This window comes from Frankia sp. Hr75.2 (assembly GCF_949319125.1).
In the GTDB taxonomy this organism is placed as follows: Bacteria; Actinomycetota; Actinomycetes; order Frankiales; family Frankiaceae; genus Parafrankia; species Parafrankia soli.
Genome location: NZ_CASGGV010000013.1, coordinates 1 through 19,830 on the forward strand (window position 1 = coordinate 1; position 19,830 = coordinate 19,830).

Below are 19,830 nucleotides of genomic sequence, written 5' to 3' on the forward strand. Positions count from 1 at the left end.
GCGCGGGCACCCGGGTGTCCCGCCCCATCTCACCCCGAGAGTCAGCAGGGTTCCGAACGGGCACGACACATAGGACAGGGCGGTCGCCATGACCTTCACCGACTCCCGCACAACACACCAGGAGCCCGCGGCCACCGACGGGATCAACCCTGATCATCCTCGGCGCTGGTGGATCCTCGCTGTTCTCGGGGTCGCGCAGCTGATGGTCATCCTCGACACGACGATCGTCAACATCGCGATGCCCTCGGCCCAGCGCGACCTGGGTTTCTCCGACGGTGCGAGGCAGTGGGTCATAACCGCTTACGCGCTGGCGTTCGGCAGCCTGCTGCTGCTCGGCGGGCGCATCGCCGACCTGTTCGGCCGCAGGATGGCCCTGCTGGCCGGGTTGGCCGGCTTCGCCGCGGCCTCCGCCGTCGGCGGGGCGGCCGTCAATTTCGGCATGCTGGTCGCCGCCCGTGCCAGCCAGGGCATGTTCGGCGCGCTGCTGGCGCCCGCCGGCCTGTCCCTGTTGTCGACGACCTTCACCGAAACGCGGGAACGCGCCCGGGCGTTCGGCATCTACGGTGCGATCGCCGGCGCGGGCGGTGCGGTCGGCCTGCTGCTCGGTGGAGTCCTCACCGAATACCTCGACTGGCGCTGGTGCCTGTACGTCAACCTGGTCTTCGCCGCGGTGGCGATAGCCGGTGCGGCCGGCCTGATTCGCCGCCAGAGCGTCGACGGACATCCGGCCCTCGACCTGCCCGGTACTCTTGCTGTCTGCGCCGGCCTGTTCAGCCTGGTCTACGGCTTCGCCAACGCTCAGACCCATTCCTGGTCCGCTCCGGGCACCTGGGCCCTGCTCCTCACCGGAGCCGCACTGCTGGCGCTGTTCGTGGCCCTGGAGACAAAGGTCACGCATCCCCTGCTCCCGATGCGGGTCCTGCTCGACCGCAATCGCGCCGGCGCCTACCTGACGGTCTTCGTCGTCGGCGTCGGCGTGTTCGGGATCTTTCTCTTCCTGACCTACTACCTCCAGCAGAACCTCGGATTCTCGCCCATCCGTACCGGGCTGGCGTTCCTCCCGATCGTCGGCGCGGTGATGATCACCGCCACCGTGGCGACCAGTGTCCTGTTCCCCCGGGTCGGTCCACGGCCGCTGATAGGCCTCGGCATGCTCACCGCCGCGGGCGGCATGCTGTGGCTCACCACGCTCGAGGTCCACAGCACCTACCTGGCCGACATCCTGCCCGCCCTCGTCATCGCCGGAGTCGGGCTGGGGCTGGCGATGGCGCCGGCCATGAGCACCGCCACGGCGGGTGTCGAGCCCGACGACGCCGGGGTGGCCTCGGCGACCGTCAACACCGCGCAGCAGATCGGCGGGTCCATCGGCATCGCCGTGCTCAGCACCATCGCCGCCACCGCCGCCAGTGACTACGCCCGCGGCAGGGCACCCGGCGCCGACCTGCTCGCCCGTGCCGCCGTCCACAGCTACACCACCGCCTTCGCCTGGTCGGCAGCGATCTTCGCCGCGGGTGCCGTCCTCTGTGGGCTGCTCGTCCGGCCCGGCGTCCCGGACACCACCGAGGTCACCAGCGCCGGGCTGTGACTTGCCGGCACCGGATCGCCGGGCCGGGCCGGGCCGGCGCCGGTCGTGGTCGCGTCAGGCGGGCGACGGCTGCCGCGCCCGCCTGACGCGACCGGGGAGCGCTGTCCTGCCTACGAGCGGGGCTCGACCGCCATCGCCACCACTGTGGTGGTCCTGTCCGCCGAGTGCGTCTCCAGGGCGAGACCGGGCAGGCCGGCGGCCTGTGCGCACCGGCCGAGCGCACCGAGAACCTTCGAGTCAGGCGCGTCGCCGGGCGCGCCGGGTCCGCCAGGCGCCGCTTCGCCACCGGCACCCGCTTCCCTGCTGATCACCAGGCCGCCGTACCCGCCCGGACCTCCGCTGGCCACCGGACCTCCGCTGACCACCGGACCGGGCACCAGGACGGGGCCGCCTCCGGAACCGGGGGCCGGTGCCGCACCGCTGCCGCTCCCGGCGCCGGCGCCGGGAGCAGGGGCGGCGGGGGCGGAGCCCGGAGGGATCGGCTCGTCCGCCGGCGGCAGGCCCAGCACCTGGGTGGTCCCGGGAGCGGGGAAGGCCACTCCCTCGGCCCGCAGACACTCCGTCACCGTCGCGTTCTGTTCCGCGGTCAACGGCTGGATCGGGGCCGGGCCGCCGCCGATGGTGCCGGGGGCGGGTGCGAACCGCTGGCAGGTGTCCAGCGCCGGAGACTGGTGCGCCGGGTCGAGCGTCACCCGCACCGAGCGTCGGCCGTCCACCGTCGGGTCGGTGTGCACCTGGGCCCCGTTCGCCACGAGGCACCGGGTGAAGGAGTCGTCCGGCGGGAGGGCGGGAGCACCGGACGACGTGCCGGGCTCGGTCGGGTCAGCGGGCTGGGCGGCCATCGCCAGCGCGGTGCCGCTCGCACCGACCGCCAACACGATCGCCGTCCCGATCAGAACGCGTGCGGACCATCGTCGTCTCATGAGCCACCTCCGTGTCATGGCCGCCGCGGATCCGCCGGCCACGACCAGATCTAGTGACCGGGCGATCTGGGTTCCGTAAGTGTCACCTCTTACGCTTTCTTTATGGCCCGCCGCCGATGATCGACGTGAGCGGAGAGGCGGTCGCGTGCGGATCCTGGTGGTCGAGGACGAGGCGATGCTGGCCGAGGCCATCGCCGAGGGCCTCCGCCAGCGGGCCATGGCGGTGGACACCTGCGGGGACGGGGCCAGCGCCCTGGAACTGGCCGCGCTCCATCCCTACGACGTGATCGTGCTCGACCGGGATCTACCCGCGGTGCACGGCGACGACGTGTGCCGGGCCGTGGTGGCCGCCGGCGGCGACACCCGGGTCATCATGCTGACCGCCGCCGGGGACATCGCCGACCGGGTCCACGGGTTCGGGGTGGGGGCCGACGACTATCTGACCAAGCCGTTCGCGTTCGCCGAGCTCGTCGCCCGGGTTCAGGCACTGGGTCGACGGGCCCGTGCCGCGGTGCCGCCGGTCCTGACCCGCGCCGGCGTCGAGTTGGACGTGCCGAGGCACCAGGTGTCGCGGGACGGCCGTTTCGTCCCGCTCTCCCGCAAGGAGTTCGCCGTCCTGGAGGTCCTCATGCGGGCCGACGGGTCCGTGGTCGGCGCCGAGGAGCTCCTGGAGAAGGCTTGGGATTCCAACGTCGACCCCTTCACCAACGCCGTGCGGATGGCGGTGATGACGTTGCGCCGCAAGCTGGGGCCGCCCCCGCTGATCGAGACGGTCGCCGGGGTCGGGTACCGCATGAAGGGCTGAGGAGACCCCGGCCGGTCGCGATGTCGGTCAGGATCCGGCTCGCGCTGATGTGCGGTGGCCTGTTTCTCCTCAGCGGCGTGGTGCTGCTGGCCGTCAACTACCTCCTGGTTCGCTCCGCGCTGCCGCCGGCCGCCGCTCCCGCCGCGCATGTCTTCGAGGGAACGGTCACGATGCCCGGACAGTCGGGTCCCGGACTGCCCGGCACCGTCGGGACCGGTTCGGGCCCGGAGACCGGTGTGCTGACCGTGGTCAGGGCCGTCCGCAACTACCGCGGGGGTGTGCTGAACACCCTGCTGGTGCAGTCAGGGGTGGCGATCGGGGCCACGCTGATCCTGGCTTTGCTGCTGGGGTGGGTGGTGGCCGACCGGACGTTGCGCCCGGTGCAGGCGGTGGTCGCGACGGCCCGCCGGCTCGGGGCGGACAATCTTGATGCGCGGATCCGGTTGCGCGGGCCACGCGACGAGCTGACCGAGCTCGCCGACACGTTCGACGAGATGCTCGACCGGCTGGCCGCGTCCTTCGACAGCCAGCGCCGGTTCGTGGCCAACGCTTCGCACGAGCTGCGCACCCCGCTGGCTGCTCAGCGCACCCTCGTCGAGGTCGCGATGGGCCGGCCCGGGGCCGAACCGGCGTTGCGCGAGCTCGGCACCCGCCTGTTGACGATGAACGTGCGCATCGAGGCACTCATCGAAGGGCTGCTGGTGCTGGCGCGCAGCGACCGTGGCCTCGCGGTCCGCCAGGTGGTGTGCCTTGACGAGGTCGTCGAGACGGTCGTCGACACGCACCGGGCGGTCGCCGCCGAGGCCGGGGTGGACCTGCGGTGGGAGCGTACCGGCCACGACCGTTCCGCTCGGCCGCCCGATCTCGTGTGGGGCGACCGGGTGCTGCTGGAGCGGATGGTCTCCAACCTGGTCGACAACGCGATCAAGTACAACCGACGCGGCGGGACGGTATGGGTGCGCGACGGCAGGGATCCGGTGCTGTGGGTCGCCAACACCGGTCCCCCGGTGCCTTCGTCCTCGGCCGTCGACCTTTTCGAACCGTTCAGCCAGGCCGGGCGGGGATCGCGGGGGGCCGAGCCCGGCGCCCAGCCCGGTGCCGGGCTCGGCCTGTCGATTGTCGCCTCGATCGTCCGCGCCCACGGCGGCTCGGTCCGGGCCGTGTCCCGGCCCGAAGGCGGCCTGGAGATGGCCGTCTTCCTACCGACCCGGGAAAGTGCGTGATCCGGACCGCGGGCCTATGGTCCCGGCGAGACCTGGCCGACGAACCGAAAACCGCCTGCCGGACGGCCGATGTCCGTCTCCGCCCGCGATGCGAGATTCGAGGCGGTCGCTTTCGGGCCGGCAACCGATGAAGACAGGCGGTACTGGACGTGGACAGGACAATTCTCGTCGGCGTGGACGGTTCAACAGGTTCGGAAGACGCGCTGCGGTGGGCGTTACGCGAGGCGCGGCTGCGCGCCCGGCCCGTCACCGCGCTGCTGGCGTGGGGCAGCGACGGGCTGCCGCGAGAGGTTTTCCGCCGCGTCGTCCGGGCCGATCACGAGACCCTCGAGACCGCGGCAACCGAGGCGCTCGAGCAGGCCGTCGAGCGCGTCGGCGCGGGCGACGTCGACGTGAGCCGCCTGGTCGTCGAGGCACCGCCGCTGGTCGCGCTGGAGAAGAACTGGACCGGGGCCGAGATGGTCGTGGTCGGGTCGCACGGTCACGGCCCGGTGCACCGGGTGCTGGCGGGCTCGGTCGCGCAGGGCGCGGTCAACCATGCCCGCATCCCCGTCGTCGTCGTCCGGGGCTCGACCGACCGGGCGCCCCGCCCCGACCGGCGACCGGTGGTGGTCGGCGTCGACGGCTCACGGAACTCGGTCGGCGCCCTGCGCTGGGCTGCCCGGGCCGCCGCCCTGCGCCAGGCCCCGCTGCGGGTCGTCCACGCCGTGGGCCGCACCGAGCCGCTGTACCCCGGGCTGGTCATAAGCGGGCAGTCGGATCTGCTGCGACGGGCGCAGACGATGCTGGACGAGACCGTGGCGAAGGGCCTGCACCACGCCAGCGAGGTCGTTGTCGACACGGTCGTCACCGCGGAGGCGCCCACCTCGGCCCTGCTGCGCGAGGCCGCCGACGCGCAGCTCCTGGTGGTCGGCCGCCGCGGCCGGGGCGGCTTCGCCGACCTGCTGCTCGGCTCGGTCAGCCACCAGTCCATCCTGCACGCCGCCTGCCCCGTCGCCGTCGTCCACGACGAGGAGTGAACCAATCCGGGCCCGGCGAGGCGGTGCCGCGCGGATTATCATTCAATCCGCTAGCGTGAGCCGTTCAACCAGCCGGGTGTTCGGAGATCCGAGGATCCAGGGCGAAGGGCGGGGCGTGGCGGAAGACGGCGGGAAACCATCAGGAGAACGACCGGAGGCCGCTTCCCCGTCCGCGGCCATACCTCCCGCGCATGGGTCGCCATCGCCCTCTTCATCGGCGGAGGACTCGCGACCAACTGAGAACCCAGCCCCCGGATCTGGCAGTTCCCCGGCGGACCAGGCGGCGGGGTGGGGGGTGCCCGCACCTGGCGCGATGCCGACGGGAACTCCACTCCATGTTCCAGTCGCTCCGTGGCCCGCCTACGGCTGGTATCCACCGCCGCCGCAGCCCTCGTCGTCGCCGCGATGGCAGGGCTGGCTGCTGGTCGCCGTCGCGGTCCTGTCCGGTGTCGCCGTCGCGTTGAGTACGGTCGCGGTGGTCCGCGGCGGCACCGACAGCGATGAAGTGGCCCATGACGTCGTCCGCGAGCTAAACGCTCCGTTCACGGATGAAGAGAATTACGGACCGAGCGTGGATCTGTCGGCGGGTGGTGTGGGCGTCGCCAGTCCGGCCGACTGCCCTGAATCCGCTGGCCCGGCGAGTCCGGGAACCGAGGCGGCTCAGCGTTCACCGGACGGGATCGACCCCGTTGTTGCCGCGGGTGACACTGTCGTCGTCCAGTACAAGATACTGGGCTGCGAGCAGCCCACAGCTATCACGCTCACGGTCGAGAATGTGCGTGAACAGCCCACCGCACCAGGCAGTGAATACCCGCCGAAGCCAAAAAATGGCGTCTATCTCGTCGCGGATGTCTCTGCCGAGGTGACCGGAGACTACGTTGCGCCGGACTGGTTCATGTTCTCCGCGGTGGGGCCGGACAACACAATAGCCTGCCCGCTTTTCTCGGAGGCGATGTTCCCCACCGGACCGCTCTCCGCTGGCACCACCGTCACGACAACGCTCGTCTTCGACGTCACCGAGGAGTTTGGCGTCATCCGGTTCGACGACCCCGGCCCCGGCAGCGTTACCTGGCGCTACTGACCTTCCTGGCAACGTCGCGCCGCTTCGCGGCCACCACCTGGCGGAAGACAGCCGAGCGGCGGCCGCTGGCGCTGGTGACCGGGGCCAATCGTGGCCTCGGCCGGGAGATCGCCCGCCAGCTCGCCGCGCGCGGCCACGACGTCCTGGTCGGGTCGCGGGACCCGGCGGCGGGCGAGCGGACCGCCGTCGAGTGTCCTGGTGAGACGACCGGGACAGCCGTGCCTCCGGCAACTCGGGCGGCGGCGCCTCAGGCGCCCTGAGCAGCGACGGCTGTGTCGGATCGGACAGTCGCGCCTTTTGTGGGGGGCTGGTCCGGGGGTAGGCGTACCTCTGACGGAGATGGCCGCACCCGCGCGTGCGACGCCTGCCCGAGATGGGTGCGGAGGGTAGTCCTCTGGATGCGGTGGCGTCGGGAACGCCGTCCACGGGCGCGGCTGGGCCGAGGCCTCGAGAGGACACCAGACGTGACGCACGCCAGCTCGGCCCGCGCCCCGGGCCGTCCCGAAGGTCCGCGCCACCGCAGGAAGCGGCACGGATGGCCCTGGGCGCCGCAGGGACCGTGGGGATGGCTGGCGACGCCCGGCGCACGGACCCTGGGCCAGGCGTTCGATCCGCGGCACAACAACCTCAACGCGCTCAGGCTCGTCCTGGCGGCGACCGTGCTGGTGTCGCACTCCTGGGGGTTCGTCCGGGACGAGGACGACCCGCTCGGGAAGCTGACCGGCGGGCCGGAGGCGGGCGAGATCGCCGTGGACGGATTCTTCCTGCTCAGCGGCTTCCTGATCACTCGGAGCCGGCAGCGGGCCCGCTCGACCGGACGTTTCCTGTGGCACCGCCTGCTGCGGATCCTGCCCGGCTTCTGGGTCTGCCTCGCCGTGACCGCGGTGATCCTCGGACCGCTGCTGTGGCTACTCGAACGGGACACCCTCGCCGGCTATCCCTGGACGGGCGCCGACTCGGCGCTGACCTACGTCGCAGCCAACGCCCTGTTGCGGATGCACCAGTTCAACATCGGCGACCTCAACGGCGGCGGCGCGCTCGACGGCTCCCTGCACACCCTCTTCTTCGAGGCGCTGTGCTACCTGATGATCGGGATCCTCGGGGCGGTGGGGCTGCTGCGCCGGCGCCGGGCAGCCGTCCTCGGCCTGGCCGTCGCCTGCTGGGTGCTCGCCGCCGCGGACGCCGTCTCCGGCGCGGACCGCCTCGCCGACGCCTACGCGCTCCGCTTCGCCTCGATGTTCCTCGTCGGCGCGGTGATGTTCCTCTACGCCGACCGCATCCCGCTGAACCGGCCGCTGCTCGCCGCGAGCTGCTGCCTGCTCGCCATCGCCCTCGCGGCTCCCGCCGCCTACCTGCCCCTCGCGCCCGCGCCGCTGGCCTACTTCCTGCTATGGGCGGGCACCGGACGTCGTCTCATGCGGGTCGGGAGCCGGCGGGACCTCTCCTACGGCATCTACGTCTACTCGTGGCCGTTGCAGCTCCTCCTGCTCGAGCTCGGCGTCGGCGACGACAACGTCACCGTCAACATCGTCGCCTCGATCGGCCTCTCCGGGGCGGTCGCGGTCGCCAGCTGGCACCTCGTCGAATCGCCCGCGCTCGCCCTCAAGTCGGCGGCGGCGCCGTCCTGGCTGGGAGGGTTCCTCTCCCGGCCCGCGGCACGCCCCGGGGGACGGCCTACGCGCCCGGCGGACTCGGCGTCCCCGATGGGCTCACCGTCCCCGATGGGCTCGGTGCCGGGCGCCGCCGCGGGTGCCGCGCCGGGCGGGCACCGGACGTACAGCGCGGTGCCGGGGATGCCCGTGTCGGCTGGGCCGGCGAGCCCGCCTGGCTCGGATCCTCTGAGGCGCTCCCGGCCCGCGGCCGTGCCCGACCAGCGGCGCACCCGCCACGCGTCGAGGTGAGAACCGGCGGAGCCGCCGGTACCGCCACGGGCGGAGCCGCCGGCACGGCCACGGGCGGCTCCGACCCGGGGCGGGCCTTCGACGGGAACCTGCCGTTGAAGATTCGCCGGAGGAGCGGGAACCGGAGAATCACGAGATGGTGGGTCGCGAAGGTGGCCGCGTAGGTGGCGACGACCAGCAGCAGCATCCGTGCCGAGCCGAGACCGGGATCGAAACCGAGCAGGGTCGCGAACACGTAGATCCAGAAGAAATGCAGTAGGTAGACCGAGTACGAGGCTTCCGCCAGATAACGCAGGGCGGGACTCGGGCGCGCCCCCCACCGACTGGCCGCGGCGAAAATCGTCGCGATCACCGGAATGGCGAACATCGTCTCGGCCAGCACCCGGCCGGTGCCCATCGCGAGCGTGTCCACCCACCCGTGCCACGACGCCAGCAGGACGAGCCCCGACACCGAGAGAAGAACCGGCGCGGGCCGCTGGAATGACGGCACGAGCCGCCCCCTGTCCAGAAACAGCAGGAGACCGAGTAGGAAGAACGGCAGGAACTCCAGGGTGCGGCGGACCAGGTCCGTATGAAATCCCGACCCGATGACGGGCCGGATGGCCTCGCCCCAGCCGATCCTGCCGGCCGCCATCGTGCCCAGCACGAGAAGCGTGATCGCCGTCATGGCACGGAGCCGCCCCGCGGTGGCCTGTTGATAGCACCGGGTGGAGACGAACCTGCTCAGCAGCTTCACCGCCGCGGGTGTGAGGAGCGCGTACCCGAGGAGCACCAGCAGGAACCACAGGTGCAGGTACCAGTTCAACCGGCCTTCGAACGCGGGAGCCATGCAGGCTCGCAGGAAGTCGGCGAACGAGATGTCGCTACGGTTGTGGAAGCGGGAGATCAGCCACAGTGTCGGCGGGTTGAACAGCACGAGCGTCGCCGCCAGCGGCACGCCCACCGCCGCCAGCCTGCGCCGGAGGGCGAGCCCGGGCCCGTATTTCGCGGTGAGCATCGCGGAGAGAAAACCCGAGATGACGAAGAATGCCTCCATCCGGAAGAGGCCGGAGGCCCGCGCTATCCCGTCGAAGACGGGGTCGTCCCCGAGCGTGGCCACGTGGACGAAGACGCCGATCAGCATGATGACACCGCGCAGCGCGTCCAGGTGGTGGTAGCGCACGCCCGCGGTGGATGCTCCCGCGGCGGGTACTGCCTCCCGCTCCCCCACGAGTCCCTTCCTTCCCGTTTCCGGCCGACGGATACACGCTTTCCCGGCGCCGGATGACGTCGGGAGGAAGCGCAAGGGCTCGCGAAATACTACGCTTCGGAACGTGTCGACCAATGTCGCGCCACGTCACTTGCAGGCGGTTCCCGGGATGAGATGAGACACCATCAGTAAAAGGCTGAGCCGCGCCAGACCATCGAGCCGGAGGGCCGGGACGGAGCTACCGCAGAATTCCTACGAACGGGCTGCCGGAAACAGCCGGAGGGCCTTGTGACCGCGAGAACAAAAGGGGTTCACCATGCGCGCTTCCCGGCATGAAATTCATACCGTGCCGAGGTCGCGGGCGGCGGGCCGCGCGCTCGGGTCGGTTGCCTGCGGCGGGCGGTCTGCCGCACGCTCGGCCAGCCGACTCCCGCCAGTGCGCGCGGCGGGGGCGGCGCGAGCCGCGGAGGTGTTCGGATGGCCGCACAGGACGGCGTGATCTCGGTCGGGTTCGTCGCCGGGGCCGATCTGAAACGGGCCGCCGCGCTGGAGGACCTGCCGATCGACTCGCTGTGGACGGGCGGGCACGTCGCCTCCCGGAACCCGTCGGGCGAGGCGATGATGAGCCTGGCCCGCCTGTCAGCGGTGACCGAACGGGTACGCATCGGGACGTCGATCCTGCTCCTGCCGCTGTACGCACCGGCGATCGTGGCCAAGCAGGTCGCCGACCTGGACCGGGCCACCGGCGGGCGGCTCGTCCTCGGCGTGGGCATCGGCGGCGAGTACCCGCAGGAGTTCAGCGCCTGCCAGGTTCCGGTCCGGGAACGCGGGCGGCGCACCGACGAGGCCATCGGCCTGCTCCGGCGGCTCTGGACAGCCCAGACGATCTCCCACGACGGGCCGTTCTACCCGATGACGGACGTCCGGATCCACCCGGCGCCGGCCCAGCCCGGCGGCCCGCCCGTCATCGTCGCCGGCCGGAAGGAGCCGGCGATGCGCCGCGCCGCGCTGCTCGGTGACGGCTGGATGCCCTACCTGTACTCGCCCCGCCGCTACGCGGCCTCGGCGCGGACCATCCGTCAGGCCGCGGCCGACGCCGGACGTGATCTGAGCGGATTCGAGTGGTACGCGTTCGTGTTCGTCAACGTCGATCCCGACGGCGACCGAGCACGCGAGGAGGCCGCGCGCACGATGGGCGGCACCTACAACCAGGACTTCAAGACCATGGTCGACAGCGTGGCGGCGGCCGGGACGGCGGAGGAGGTCACCAGCAAGCTCCGCGACTTCGTCGACGCCGGTGCCCGGCACTTCATCTTCATGCCCGCGCCAGGCACCGGCGACCCCGACCGCATAGTCCACCGTCTGCTCGACGAGGTGATCCCCCCGCTACGCGCGCACGGGAACGAGCAGGCGGCCGCCCGGGCTGGGGATGAGGCCGCGCGCTGAGGCCGCACACCGCGGTGCGGTGAAAGGACGTCCCGGACGTCACCCGGCGCGGCGGGCGGCGAGGGCCGCGCGGATCATCGGGATCCGCAGCGGCATACGCGCCCACGCGCCGGCGGCGAGGGCGAGGTCACGGGGCCGGCCGCCGCCACGGCGAGCCCGGGCGGTGGCGTCCAGCGCCATCTGCAGGTTCCCCGGCCATACGCCGACGAGCAGGGCGGCGCTGGCCGGCCCGGCCCAGGACGCCTTCGTGAGCAGCCCGGCCGGACGGACTGCGAAAGCGTCACTGGTGTATCGAACCATCACGGCGCCGGACATGCGGCGCGGCACCGGCAGCCCACAGGTCTTCCGCCCCGAGAAGTGGACAGCACCCATCCGTTCGCGCCGCCTGCGGTAAAGACCGCAGAAGATTCGCCCCGCCGTCCCGCTACTGATATTCTCCGAATTCTGGCGTTCGGGACGCGATCGGGGGCGATTATGGCGTCCGACGGATCAAAAGATCAGGTGCCGGACGGGGCGGCATCCACCGCCGGCCCGTACGGACAATCATGCGTCGAGATCGAGCAGGGCATCGTCGACCTGCTCGATCTGGCTCCGACTCTGGCCGCGGAAACCAGCCGGCGGCTGCTGGTCAGCAGGACCGAGAGGCGGCTCGGAGTCCAACTGCAGGTACCGGACGCCCCCTACCGCAGGCAGTGGTTCATAGGTTTCGTCGACGCCTGCTGCGCACACCCCAAGGGTCCACGAGCACTTGCCCAGGCGCTCTGTGTCCTGGAGCCGGCTTCCGTCACCGCCCGGTCCGTACAGAACCTGGTGGACTGTTGGGAGACAGCGAGATCCGCCGCGGGTCCGACCGCTGGAAACGGGCACGGCTCGCCCGCACGGGCACCGTCGCACCGCGCGGAGGCCCTCTCGGGCGGAGACCTCACGCCGGGCCGGGACGACGAGGCGCTGACCGGGCAGGAATGCGCCGCACTAGCGGCCGCCTTCCACACGGCCGTCGCGCAGCGACAGGTTCTGACGGATGCCGGCCTGCCGATCGACAAACAGCCGAATCCGGACGGGCTCACGTCAGAGGAGTTCTGGCGGGAGGTCAGTCGCCTACTCGCCGACGGAATACTTACCGACGGGCGACGACGCGTTCTCACCGAGGCGCACCGCCGCTTTCCCGGTAACCGTTTCCTGCGCAACGGACGCCCGTGAACCACGCGGAACGGCGGTCACCGGGCGCCTTCCGTCCGTCCGGTCGCTAAGGGTACACGATGACAGCATCGGCACCCTTCGACACCGCCGCGACCGCTGCTATCGCGGTCATTCGCTCGGAGCTGGAGGACCGTATCGCAGGAATACTGCACGGCTGTCGCGAACTACACGGCGACAGCAGCCGTCGCCTTCTTCTCTCCCAGGTCGAACGGCATTCCGGCGTCGCGATCCCGATTGCCGAGTACCCCAGCTCCCGCCAGTGGTTCATAGGGTTCGTCGAGGCGTGCTGCGGCACGCCGGCCGGCATCCGGGCCATCATCGCCGTCGCCCGTGTGTTCGGGCTCGGCCCCGCGGTCACCGTCCCGCTCACCTGCCTCCACGACGAGTGGGATGCCGCACCCACAGCCGTCGACGCGGGAGAGGATCTGTGGGCCAGGCTCAGATCCGAGCTCACGGCGACGACCCGGGCCGCGGCCGTCGCCGCCTGCCGGCTCTCACCCCAGGCGGGGCTGTCGCTCCCGCCGGCACACTGCTCCAACGGCTGGCTGGTACTGCTGCATCTCGCCGGCCGCAACGCCGGCCCGGACGGGCTGCCGGTCTACATCTCCTATCTCGAAGGCATTCTCGACCAGCTCTCACCCGGGACCCGCGCCATGGTCGAGCACTGGAACCAACGCCGCGCCTACGAGCTGGGGCTGACCGGCAGACTCAACGACACACGGCTCCGGAGAGGTGCCCGCGCCACCGCGGCACGGCAGAATGTGCATGTCATTCTGCAGTTTGAGCTGGACCACCTGGACCCGTCGACGCACCTGGTCTCCTGGTGGCGACAATGGGACGAGGAGTCGGCGGTTTTCGAACGAGGTGCCCGATTCGTTCCCGTCCCGCCGGGCGACCTGGAGATGTTAACCGAAAAAGTCGTGACCGACACCGAGGCTCTCCTCTCGGAGCGGGAGGACCAGATAATTCTTGAATTCGTCCTCCCCATCGATCTGATGCACCTTCCCGTCGAACGCTGGCCGAAGGAGAGCGGTTCGGTCCTGCCGAAGCAGCTCGGTTGCGACTATCCCGTCGTGGTGCGAAGCCTGGAGCGGGTACACAACCCGCACTGGCGGCGGGCGTGGCGCATACGGTGGCGGACGCTGCACGAGAAGCAGGATTCGGCGAGCACGTGGCAGATCAGGGACGACGGAGACGGCTACATCCAGAGGCTCGATGCCGACCTTCTCTCCGACGAGAACCTGGTGGCCGCGGTCCTCAGCGGCGCTCCTGCGCCGGCCCGCGCCACCGCGGCCGAGCTGGAGATCGTCCTGCGCTGTGGCCTGCCCGTGATTCTGTGGCACCGTGACGGCACCGCGGCCCCGACGGTTTCCGACGCGGTGAAGGAGTTCGTCGATCTCGGCGGCCCGGCCGATCTCCGAGCGCGTACCCACCGGCTCCGACTCGACGCCGCACGCTCGGAAGTTTCAAAAGGCGATCATCTCGGGCACAATCTCGTTATTTTATGGGATGACCCGAACCGGCGGCCGGAGAGGGGTCCAGACGATTCCCTCTCCGTCGGAGGAGAGGTGCAGCAGTGAACAGCGACGGTGGGGGCACCGCACGAGGCCGGCAGTCGGAGAGCTGGTGGCTTTTCCACGGCACGGGGGAACCGGCGGACGTGGCCGCGCTTCACACGCGCTGGCCGCCGGCGCCACCGTGGCGGGAGTTCAACGGCGGTCCCGAGGCTCCGGCGCCGCCCGACGACGCCGCCGAGACCCGACGGCGGCTGGGCGTGATCCCGGCTGGTCTGTTCACCGCGGACCAGATCTCGGTGATCAATTCGGCGATATATCTCCGGCGCCCACTCCTCGTCACCGGCGGACCCGGTTCCGGAAAATCGAGTCTCGCCTACATGATCTCCGCCGAGCTCGGGCTGGGTCGTGTGCTGCGATGGCCCGTCACCAGCCGGACGACACTCCGCTCCGGCCTCTACGAGTACGACGCGATGGGCCGCGCGCAGGCGACGCTGCAGGTCCGGTCCGCCGATCCGCCGATCCGCCGCCACACGCGCGCGCTCCGGGAGGACGGGGCGGACACCGGCCGCGCCCGGCCCGGGGGATCCGCGGCGCCCCCGGTAGGTGACTTCATCCAGCTCGCGCCGCTCGGCACGGCGCTACTTCCGCGACCTCTCCCGCGCGTCCTCCTGGTGGACGAGATGGACAAGAGCGACTTCGACCTCCCGAACGACCTCCTGAACATCATCGAGGACGGCGAGTTCGACATTCCCGAGCTCACGAGAATCCGCGAGGCACAGAGCGAGGTAGCGGTGAACACCGCCGACCGCGGCCGGACGGCGAAGATCCGCAACGGTGTGGTGCGGTGCCGGGCCTTTCCGATCATCGTGATCACCAGTAACGGAGAGCGCGAGTTCCCGCCCGCCTTCCTACGCCGATGCGTTCGGATGGAGATACCCAGCCCGTCGGCCGAGAATCTCGCCGCCCTGGTCGCGGCGCACTTCCCCCGGGGTTCGGCCGAGCACCATGAGATCCTCGAGAATTTCGTGGCCAGGCGGGCTTCCGGAGCGCTGCTGGCCGCCGACCAGCTGCTCAACGCGGTGCATCTGACGGCGGTCGGCGCCCTGCCCGCGGACGATCGGGCCCGCGGCGAACTCCTGGACGCGATCTGGCGACGCCTCGATCCGGATGCCGGGTTCTGATGGCCCCCGAGCCGGTGTCGGCGCAGGTTCGCGCGTCTCCTCGCGAGATCGCGGATGCGGTCTGGCTTTCCGCGTTCCTGGAGCCGGAGCCGAGCGTCCCGGAGAGCACCGTGGACGCACACGGCGACGTCCAGCCGACGTGGGCCGGCCCGGCTGAACCGGCCGCCACCGAGGTCATCGCCGATGACTACCGGAGCCATCCGGAGGCGGGTGAGAGACCGGCGGAAGCGCCGGGCACCGGCGCCCTCCCCCGCGCCTCTGACGGGATGGTTCCAGCCAGAGCACCACGGAACGTGGATATGCAGCCCTCGGTGGCCACGTTCGCAGAAGTTTCCACTCCCGCCCGGCACGAGGTCGCCGGCGTCCAGACCACCACGGCCGGAGCCTATACACCAGTCACGCTGAGTGAGACGGCTCGAGGTATGGCCCGAGCCCTGGCAAGCCTCCGGCAGACTGTGTCGTCGGCGATCAACGTAGATCTCGACGAGGAGGCCACCGCTGAGCGGCTCGCGGGTGAGGCGCTCGCCATGCCTGTTCACCGCGCACGGCTCGAACGGCGATGGGACATGACCCTCGTCATCGACACGAGCACCTCGATGCACGCGTGGCGCGACGAGGCGGCGCGGCTGGTCGCAGCGCTCGAGCGCTGCGGGGTTTTTCGTGACGTGGACCATTGTTATGTCGACACAGACGTCGAGACGGCCGCTGAGCTGCGGCTGCGTGGATCGCGCACTTTCACCGGCACGCGGTCGCCCGACCTTCTGGTACGGCCCGGCCGCGACCACGTTGTCTGGATCTACTCGGACACCCTGGGCAGGGCATGGCGTTCGCACACCGTGTTCTCGCTTCTGTGGCGATGGGCCGGGAAGGCGAACACCGCCGTGCTGACGCCGATCAATCGGCGCATGTGGCACAACACGAACATCCGTTCATATCCCATGCTTGGTTCGGCGAGGCTTGGCCCGGCGCCCGCCTCGGGAATGTCGTGGTCCTTCCGCCAGTCCTGGGACAAGAGGCTGTTCGCGCTGGACGTCGATATAGAACACGCACGCCCGATCCCTGTTCTGGAACAGAGTCGCCATGCTGTGGAAAAGTGGGCGCGGGCGCTGGCGGGCCGGGCTGACGGCCGAACCGAGCTGCCGGTCATGCTCGTTCCACCGGTCACCCGCACGGTTGTCCCGGCGGAGACCGCGGATACCGACGCGACACGCCGGAACTCCACCGACGATGCCGGCTGGCAGCAGGTGGCGGCATTCCACAATGCCGCCACCTCACCAGCATTCGACCTGGCGACGCATCTGGCCGCCGCACCGCTCACCTGGTCAATGATCGATCAGGTGATCGCGATGACCCCTGGTGCCGACCGGCGAGAACTCTCCGAGCTGTTCATGCACGGGCTCCTCGCCCGGACGGGCCCGTCCGCCGCGGCGGCCACCGGGCACGTGCCGGGGGCCGAGGCGGAGATAGTCCTCGACTTTCTCCCCGGAGTTCGTGCCAACCTGCTCGCGTTCGGCCGTCAGCGCGACACCATCCGCGTGCTGAAGGCTGTCTGTGACCATCTGGGACCCGACATCGCGATGGTTCGGCATCTTCGACAGGCGATAGATTCGCCCGGATCGGCGCCGATTCCTGAGGTGACGCCCGCCAGTGCGCCTTTCCTCGCGGTGGAGGAGACAGCGTTGTCCGCCTTGTCCGGTCCGTTCCTGGCGCGAGCACGCCGTATTCAGGAGCATTTTGTGGCAGCGGCGGACAAGCAGCACATCCTCACATCCACCCAGTCACCGGCAGTAGTTAGTAACATGCCCTCGGTGACAGCCGATATTAGCGCTGCGTCAGACACCGACAGCGGCGACGAGATCTCCGTTCCGCCGCCACCCCGCGCGCCGACGGACGGCGACGACCCAGACCGCCTAGGGGATAGCCAGCTAGGGGGTAACCGGACACATCTGAAAGGAGATGTTTTGACCTCGACCACCGAGACCTCAACGGCGAAGCAGCAGCAGGCGCGCCAGCACCCGGTGGTGTTCGGAAACGTCCCCCAGCGAAACCCGTATTTCACCGGGCGCAACGGACTTCTCCGCGAGCTTCACACGAGGCTCGGCCACGGCACCACCGCGGTACTGCCGGAAGCTCTGCACGGAATGGGCGGGGTGGGTAAATCCCAGCTCGCGGTGGAGTACGTATACCGGCACCAGGCCGACTACGACATCGTGTGGTGGATACCGGCCGAACATTCCACACAGATCGGCAAGGCGTTGGCGGAACTCGCCCAACGCCTTGGCCTGGCGGTCGGCGGGGAGGCGAACACGGCCGTTCCGGCGGTGCGGGAGGCCCTGCGGATCGGCGTCCCCTACGACAACTGGCTCCTCGTTTTCGACAACGCGGAGGATCCCCGCGTCGTTCGAGAATACTTCCCACAGGGCGGAAACGGAAAGATCCTGGTGACGTCGCGAAACGCGCAGTGGTCCAGTATCGCACGCCCTCTGGAGGTGGACGTCTTCAGCCGGGAGGAGAGCGTGGAGCTCCTCCAGAAGCGCGACACGGACCTCACCGACCACGACGCCGGCCGCCTCGCCCGGGCGCTCGGAGATCTTCCTCTCGCGGTGGAGCAGGCGGCCACCTGGCGCGCCGAGACGGGAATGAGCGCCGACGAGTACCTCACCCTCTTCCAGGAGAAAAGGGACGAGCTGCTCGGCACCTCTCCCCCGATGGACTACGAGCTCCCCGTTCAGGCCGCGTGGAACCTGTCCCTGGATCGTCTCGCGGACCGCAACCCGGCGGCGCTGAGGCTCCTCCAGGTGTGTTCCTTCTTCGCGCCGGAACCGATTCCACGGCAGGTCTTCCGGCGCGGGCGCAACATTATGATCATGCCGGAGCTGGACGCGGCCCTGCGCGACCCCTTCAAGCTGAACATGGCCATCCGGGAGATCACCCGGTACGCGCTCGCCCGGGTCGACCACCGGACGAACTCGATCCAGATGCACCGCCTGGTGCAGACCGTGCTGCGCGGTCGGATGACCCCCGACGAGCGGGAGACGATGCGGCACGGCGCCCATCTGCTGCTCGCCGCCAACGATCCGGACGAGCCCAGCAACCCGGAGAACTGGGAGCAGTACTCCGAGCTCTATCCGCACGTCATCGCGTCCGAGGCCATCGGCAGCCGTGACCCCTTCGTCCGCGACCTGCTCGTGCACGAGGTGGAATACCTGTTCCGGTGGGGTGACCACGAGGGAAGCCTCACGCTCGCACAGCAGACGTACGACGCCTGGACCGGCAGCCCGGATCTTGGCGAGGAGGATCCGCACAGCATCACCATGGCCGGCTGGGTCGGCTGGGTCAGTTACATCAGCGGCCGCTTCGCGGAGGCCGCCCGGGTCAACAAGCGGCTGCTGGAACTGTGCGAGCAGGTCCACGGCGACAACCACACCGAGACCCTCGAGGCGCTGGGAAACGTCGGCGCGGACCGGGTGGTCGCCGGCGATTTCGAGGACTCGCTAAGATTCGCGCGCGAGCGGCACCGGCGCGCCGTGCGCGCTTACGGGCCGGGTGACACGGTCACCCTCGACGCGGCCCACAACGTGGGGCTCGGCCTGCGGCTCCTCGGCAGATTCCAGGAAGCCAAGGAACTCGACCAGGAAACCTGGGAACGCCGCGTACAGCTGGTCGGCGAGGACAACATCGAAAGCCTCCGCACCTACAGCAACCTTCTCGTGGACGAACGTGAACTCGGCGACTACCAGGGGGTACGCATCCGGCTCGAAGACGTGGTGGAACGCGTCCGCCGGCTGGTGAAGAACATCGAGGACCATCCCGAGCTGCTCCGGGTGTCGGGACTCCTCGCGATCGCGCGCCGGAAATCCGGTGACCACGACAGCGCCCTCGAGCTCTCCCGGGACGTGGAACGTCGCTCCCTGCGGCGCTACAGCAAGGACTATCCGCGCACGATCGGTGCCGCGCTGGCCCTGTCCATCGATCTCCGGCACGCCGGGGAGCTGGCCGAGGCACGCGAGCTGTGTGAGGCCACCAGAAGGCGCTTCGACCGCGCGTTCGGTGCCACCCATCCACACACGCTTGCCGCAACGGTGGACCTCGGTGTCATCTCACGGCTCGCCGGCGATCTGGAGACCGCGTCCGAGCTGAGCCGAACCGGCCTGGATGGGCTTCGCAGCAGGCTCGGCGAGGACCACGCACACACGATGATCGCGGCGACGAATCTCGCCAGCGACCGCTACGCCCTCGGCGAGTTCCAGACCGCGCACGACATGGACGTGGCGACGCTGGAACGCAGCCGCCGCATCCTCGGCGAGAACCATCCGTCCACCCTCGCCTGTGCCAGCAACCTGGCACAGGACCTGCGAGCCCTCGGCGAGGACGGCCCGGCGGAGAACCTCCTCGCCGACACCGTCGTGCAGCTCGACAGGGCTCTGGGCAAGGGCCATCCGGCGACCCGCGCCGCCGCCAGCTTCGTCCGGGCCGACTGCGACATTGATCCGTTCGTGTGAGACGGGCGTCGGTCAAGACGCCGACGCGTGCGAGCGGCTCGTTGTGCCCACGGTAGCGGGCCGATCAGTGCACTGCCTCCTACGAGTCGCCGGGCCTCGGCGCGGGGGCGGACGACGTATCCGCCCCCGCGCCGCGGACCGGGTCCTCGTTCGGGGGAAGCTCACCCAGCCATCCGGCGAGGCCGACCGGCGCCGGTCGGGGGGCGGGGGGCGCCCCCACCCCCCCGGCCCCCCCCCCGCCCCGCGCCCGCCCGGGGC

14 protein-coding genes and 1 pseudogene are annotated in these 19,830 nt (G+C 70.5%); 12 read left to right on the top strand and 3 right to left on the bottom strand.

Going from position 1 to position 19,830, the window contains the following annotated elements:
• The first annotated feature begins 88 nt into the window (after positions 1-88).
• The gene (locus AC559T_RS01535) at positions 89-1,585 is read left to right on the top strand and encodes an MFS transporter (protein ID WP_498867478.1); all 1,497 of its coding nucleotides are present in this window, start codon (positions 89-91) and stop codon (positions 1,583-1,585) included.
• 110 nt (positions 1,586-1,695) lie between these two features.
• Here AC559T_RS01535 and AC559T_RS01540 read toward each other — a convergent pair whose 3' ends face one another.
• Positions 1,696-2,508 carry a hypothetical protein gene (locus AC559T_RS01540; protein WP_498867479.1) on the bottom strand — a complete coding sequence of 271 codons (813 nt, stop codon included), beginning with the start codon at positions 2,506-2,508 and terminating at the stop codon, positions 1,696-1,698.
• A 145-nt stretch (positions 2,509-2,653) separates the two neighbouring features.
• Here AC559T_RS01540 and AC559T_RS01545 point away from each other — a divergent pair, with 145 nt between their 5' ends.
• The 6 genes and pseudogenes from AC559T_RS01545 to AC559T_RS01570 all read left to right on the top strand — a co-directional run.
• On the top strand, positions 2,654-3,313 hold the full coding sequence (locus AC559T_RS01545) for a response regulator transcription factor (RefSeq protein WP_498867480.1): 660 nt from the start codon (positions 2,654-2,656) through the stop codon (positions 3,311-3,313).
• Between the two features lie 20 nt (positions 3,314-3,333).
• A complete protein-coding gene (locus tag AC559T_RS01550; RefSeq protein WP_112108916.1) occupies positions 3,334-4,536 on the top strand; it encodes a sensor histidine kinase in 1,203 nt (400 codons plus the stop codon).
• Between the two features lie 149 nt (positions 4,537-4,685).
• A complete protein-coding gene (locus AC559T_RS01555; protein ID WP_112108915.1) occupies positions 4,686-5,555 on the top strand; it encodes a universal stress protein in 870 nt (289 codons plus the stop codon).
• Positions 5,556-5,868: 313 nt separating this feature from the next.
• Positions 5,869-6,636 (top strand): hypothetical protein, encoded by a 768-nt coding sequence (locus tag AC559T_RS01560; protein WP_498867481.1) that lies wholly within the window; start codon positions 5,869-5,871, stop codon positions 6,634-6,636.
• A gap of 74 nt (positions 6,637-6,710) precedes the next feature.
• A complete protein-coding gene (locus tag AC559T_RS01565; protein ID WP_235014911.1) occupies positions 6,711-6,896 on the top strand; it encodes an SDR family NAD(P)-dependent oxidoreductase in 186 nt (61 codons plus the stop codon).
• Between the two features lie 138 nt (positions 6,897-7,034).
• Positions 7,035-8,186: pseudogene (locus tag AC559T_RS01570) on the top strand (acyltransferase family protein); the annotation flags it as partial.
• 124 nt (positions 8,187-8,310) lie between these two features.
• On the opposite strand, the gene mdoC reads toward AC559T_RS01570, so the two are convergent.
• The gene (mdoC, locus tag AC559T_RS01575) at positions 8,311-9,747 is read right to left on the bottom strand and encodes a glucans biosynthesis protein MdoC (RefSeq protein WP_498867482.1); all 1,437 of its coding nucleotides are present in this window, start codon (positions 9,745-9,747) and stop codon (positions 8,311-8,313) included.
• A gap of 456 nt (positions 9,748-10,203) precedes the next feature.
• Between mdoC and AC559T_RS01580 the strand changes: the two genes are divergently transcribed.
• A complete protein-coding gene (locus tag AC559T_RS01580) occupies positions 10,204-11,172 on the top strand; it encodes an LLM class flavin-dependent oxidoreductase (RefSeq protein WP_498867483.1) in 969 nt (322 codons plus the stop codon).
• 39 nt (positions 11,173-11,211) lie between these two features.
• Here AC559T_RS01580 and AC559T_RS01585 read toward each other — a convergent pair whose 3' ends face one another.
• The gene (locus tag AC559T_RS01585; RefSeq protein ID WP_498867484.1) at positions 11,212-11,544 is read right to left on the bottom strand and encodes a DoxX-related protein; all 333 of its coding nucleotides are present in this window, start codon (positions 11,542-11,544) and stop codon (positions 11,212-11,214) included.
• Positions 11,545-11,673: 129 nt separating this feature from the next.
• Here AC559T_RS01585 and AC559T_RS01590 point away from each other — a divergent pair, with 129 nt between their 5' ends.
• The 4 genes from AC559T_RS01590 to fxsT are packed head-to-tail and all read left to right on the top strand — an operon-like array spanning position 11,674 to position 19,572.
• On the top strand, positions 11,674-12,372 hold the full coding sequence (locus AC559T_RS01590) for an effector-associated domain 2-containing protein (RefSeq protein ID WP_498867485.1): 699 nt from the start codon (positions 11,674-11,676) through the stop codon (positions 12,370-12,372).
• A 59-nt stretch (positions 12,373-12,431) separates the two neighbouring features.
• Positions 12,432-13,952 carry a VMAP-C domain-containing protein gene (locus AC559T_RS01595; protein ID WP_498867486.1) on the top strand — a complete coding sequence of 507 codons (1,521 nt, stop codon included), beginning with the start codon at positions 12,432-12,434 and terminating at the stop codon, positions 13,950-13,952.
• The gene (locus tag AC559T_RS01600; protein ID WP_498867487.1) at positions 13,949-15,070 is read left to right on the top strand and encodes an AAA family ATPase; all 1,122 of its coding nucleotides are present in this window, start codon (positions 13,949-13,951) and stop codon (positions 15,068-15,070) included. Before AC559T_RS01595 ends, AC559T_RS01600 begins: the two co-directional genes overlap by 4 nt.
• Positions 15,070-19,572 (top strand): FxSxx-COOH system tetratricopeptide repeat protein, encoded by a 4,503-nt coding sequence (fxsT, locus tag AC559T_RS01605; RefSeq protein WP_498867488.1) that lies wholly within the window; start codon positions 15,070-15,072, stop codon positions 19,570-19,572. Before AC559T_RS01600 ends, fxsT begins: the two co-directional genes overlap by 1 nt.
• Positions 19,573-19,830: the final 258 nt, after the last annotated feature.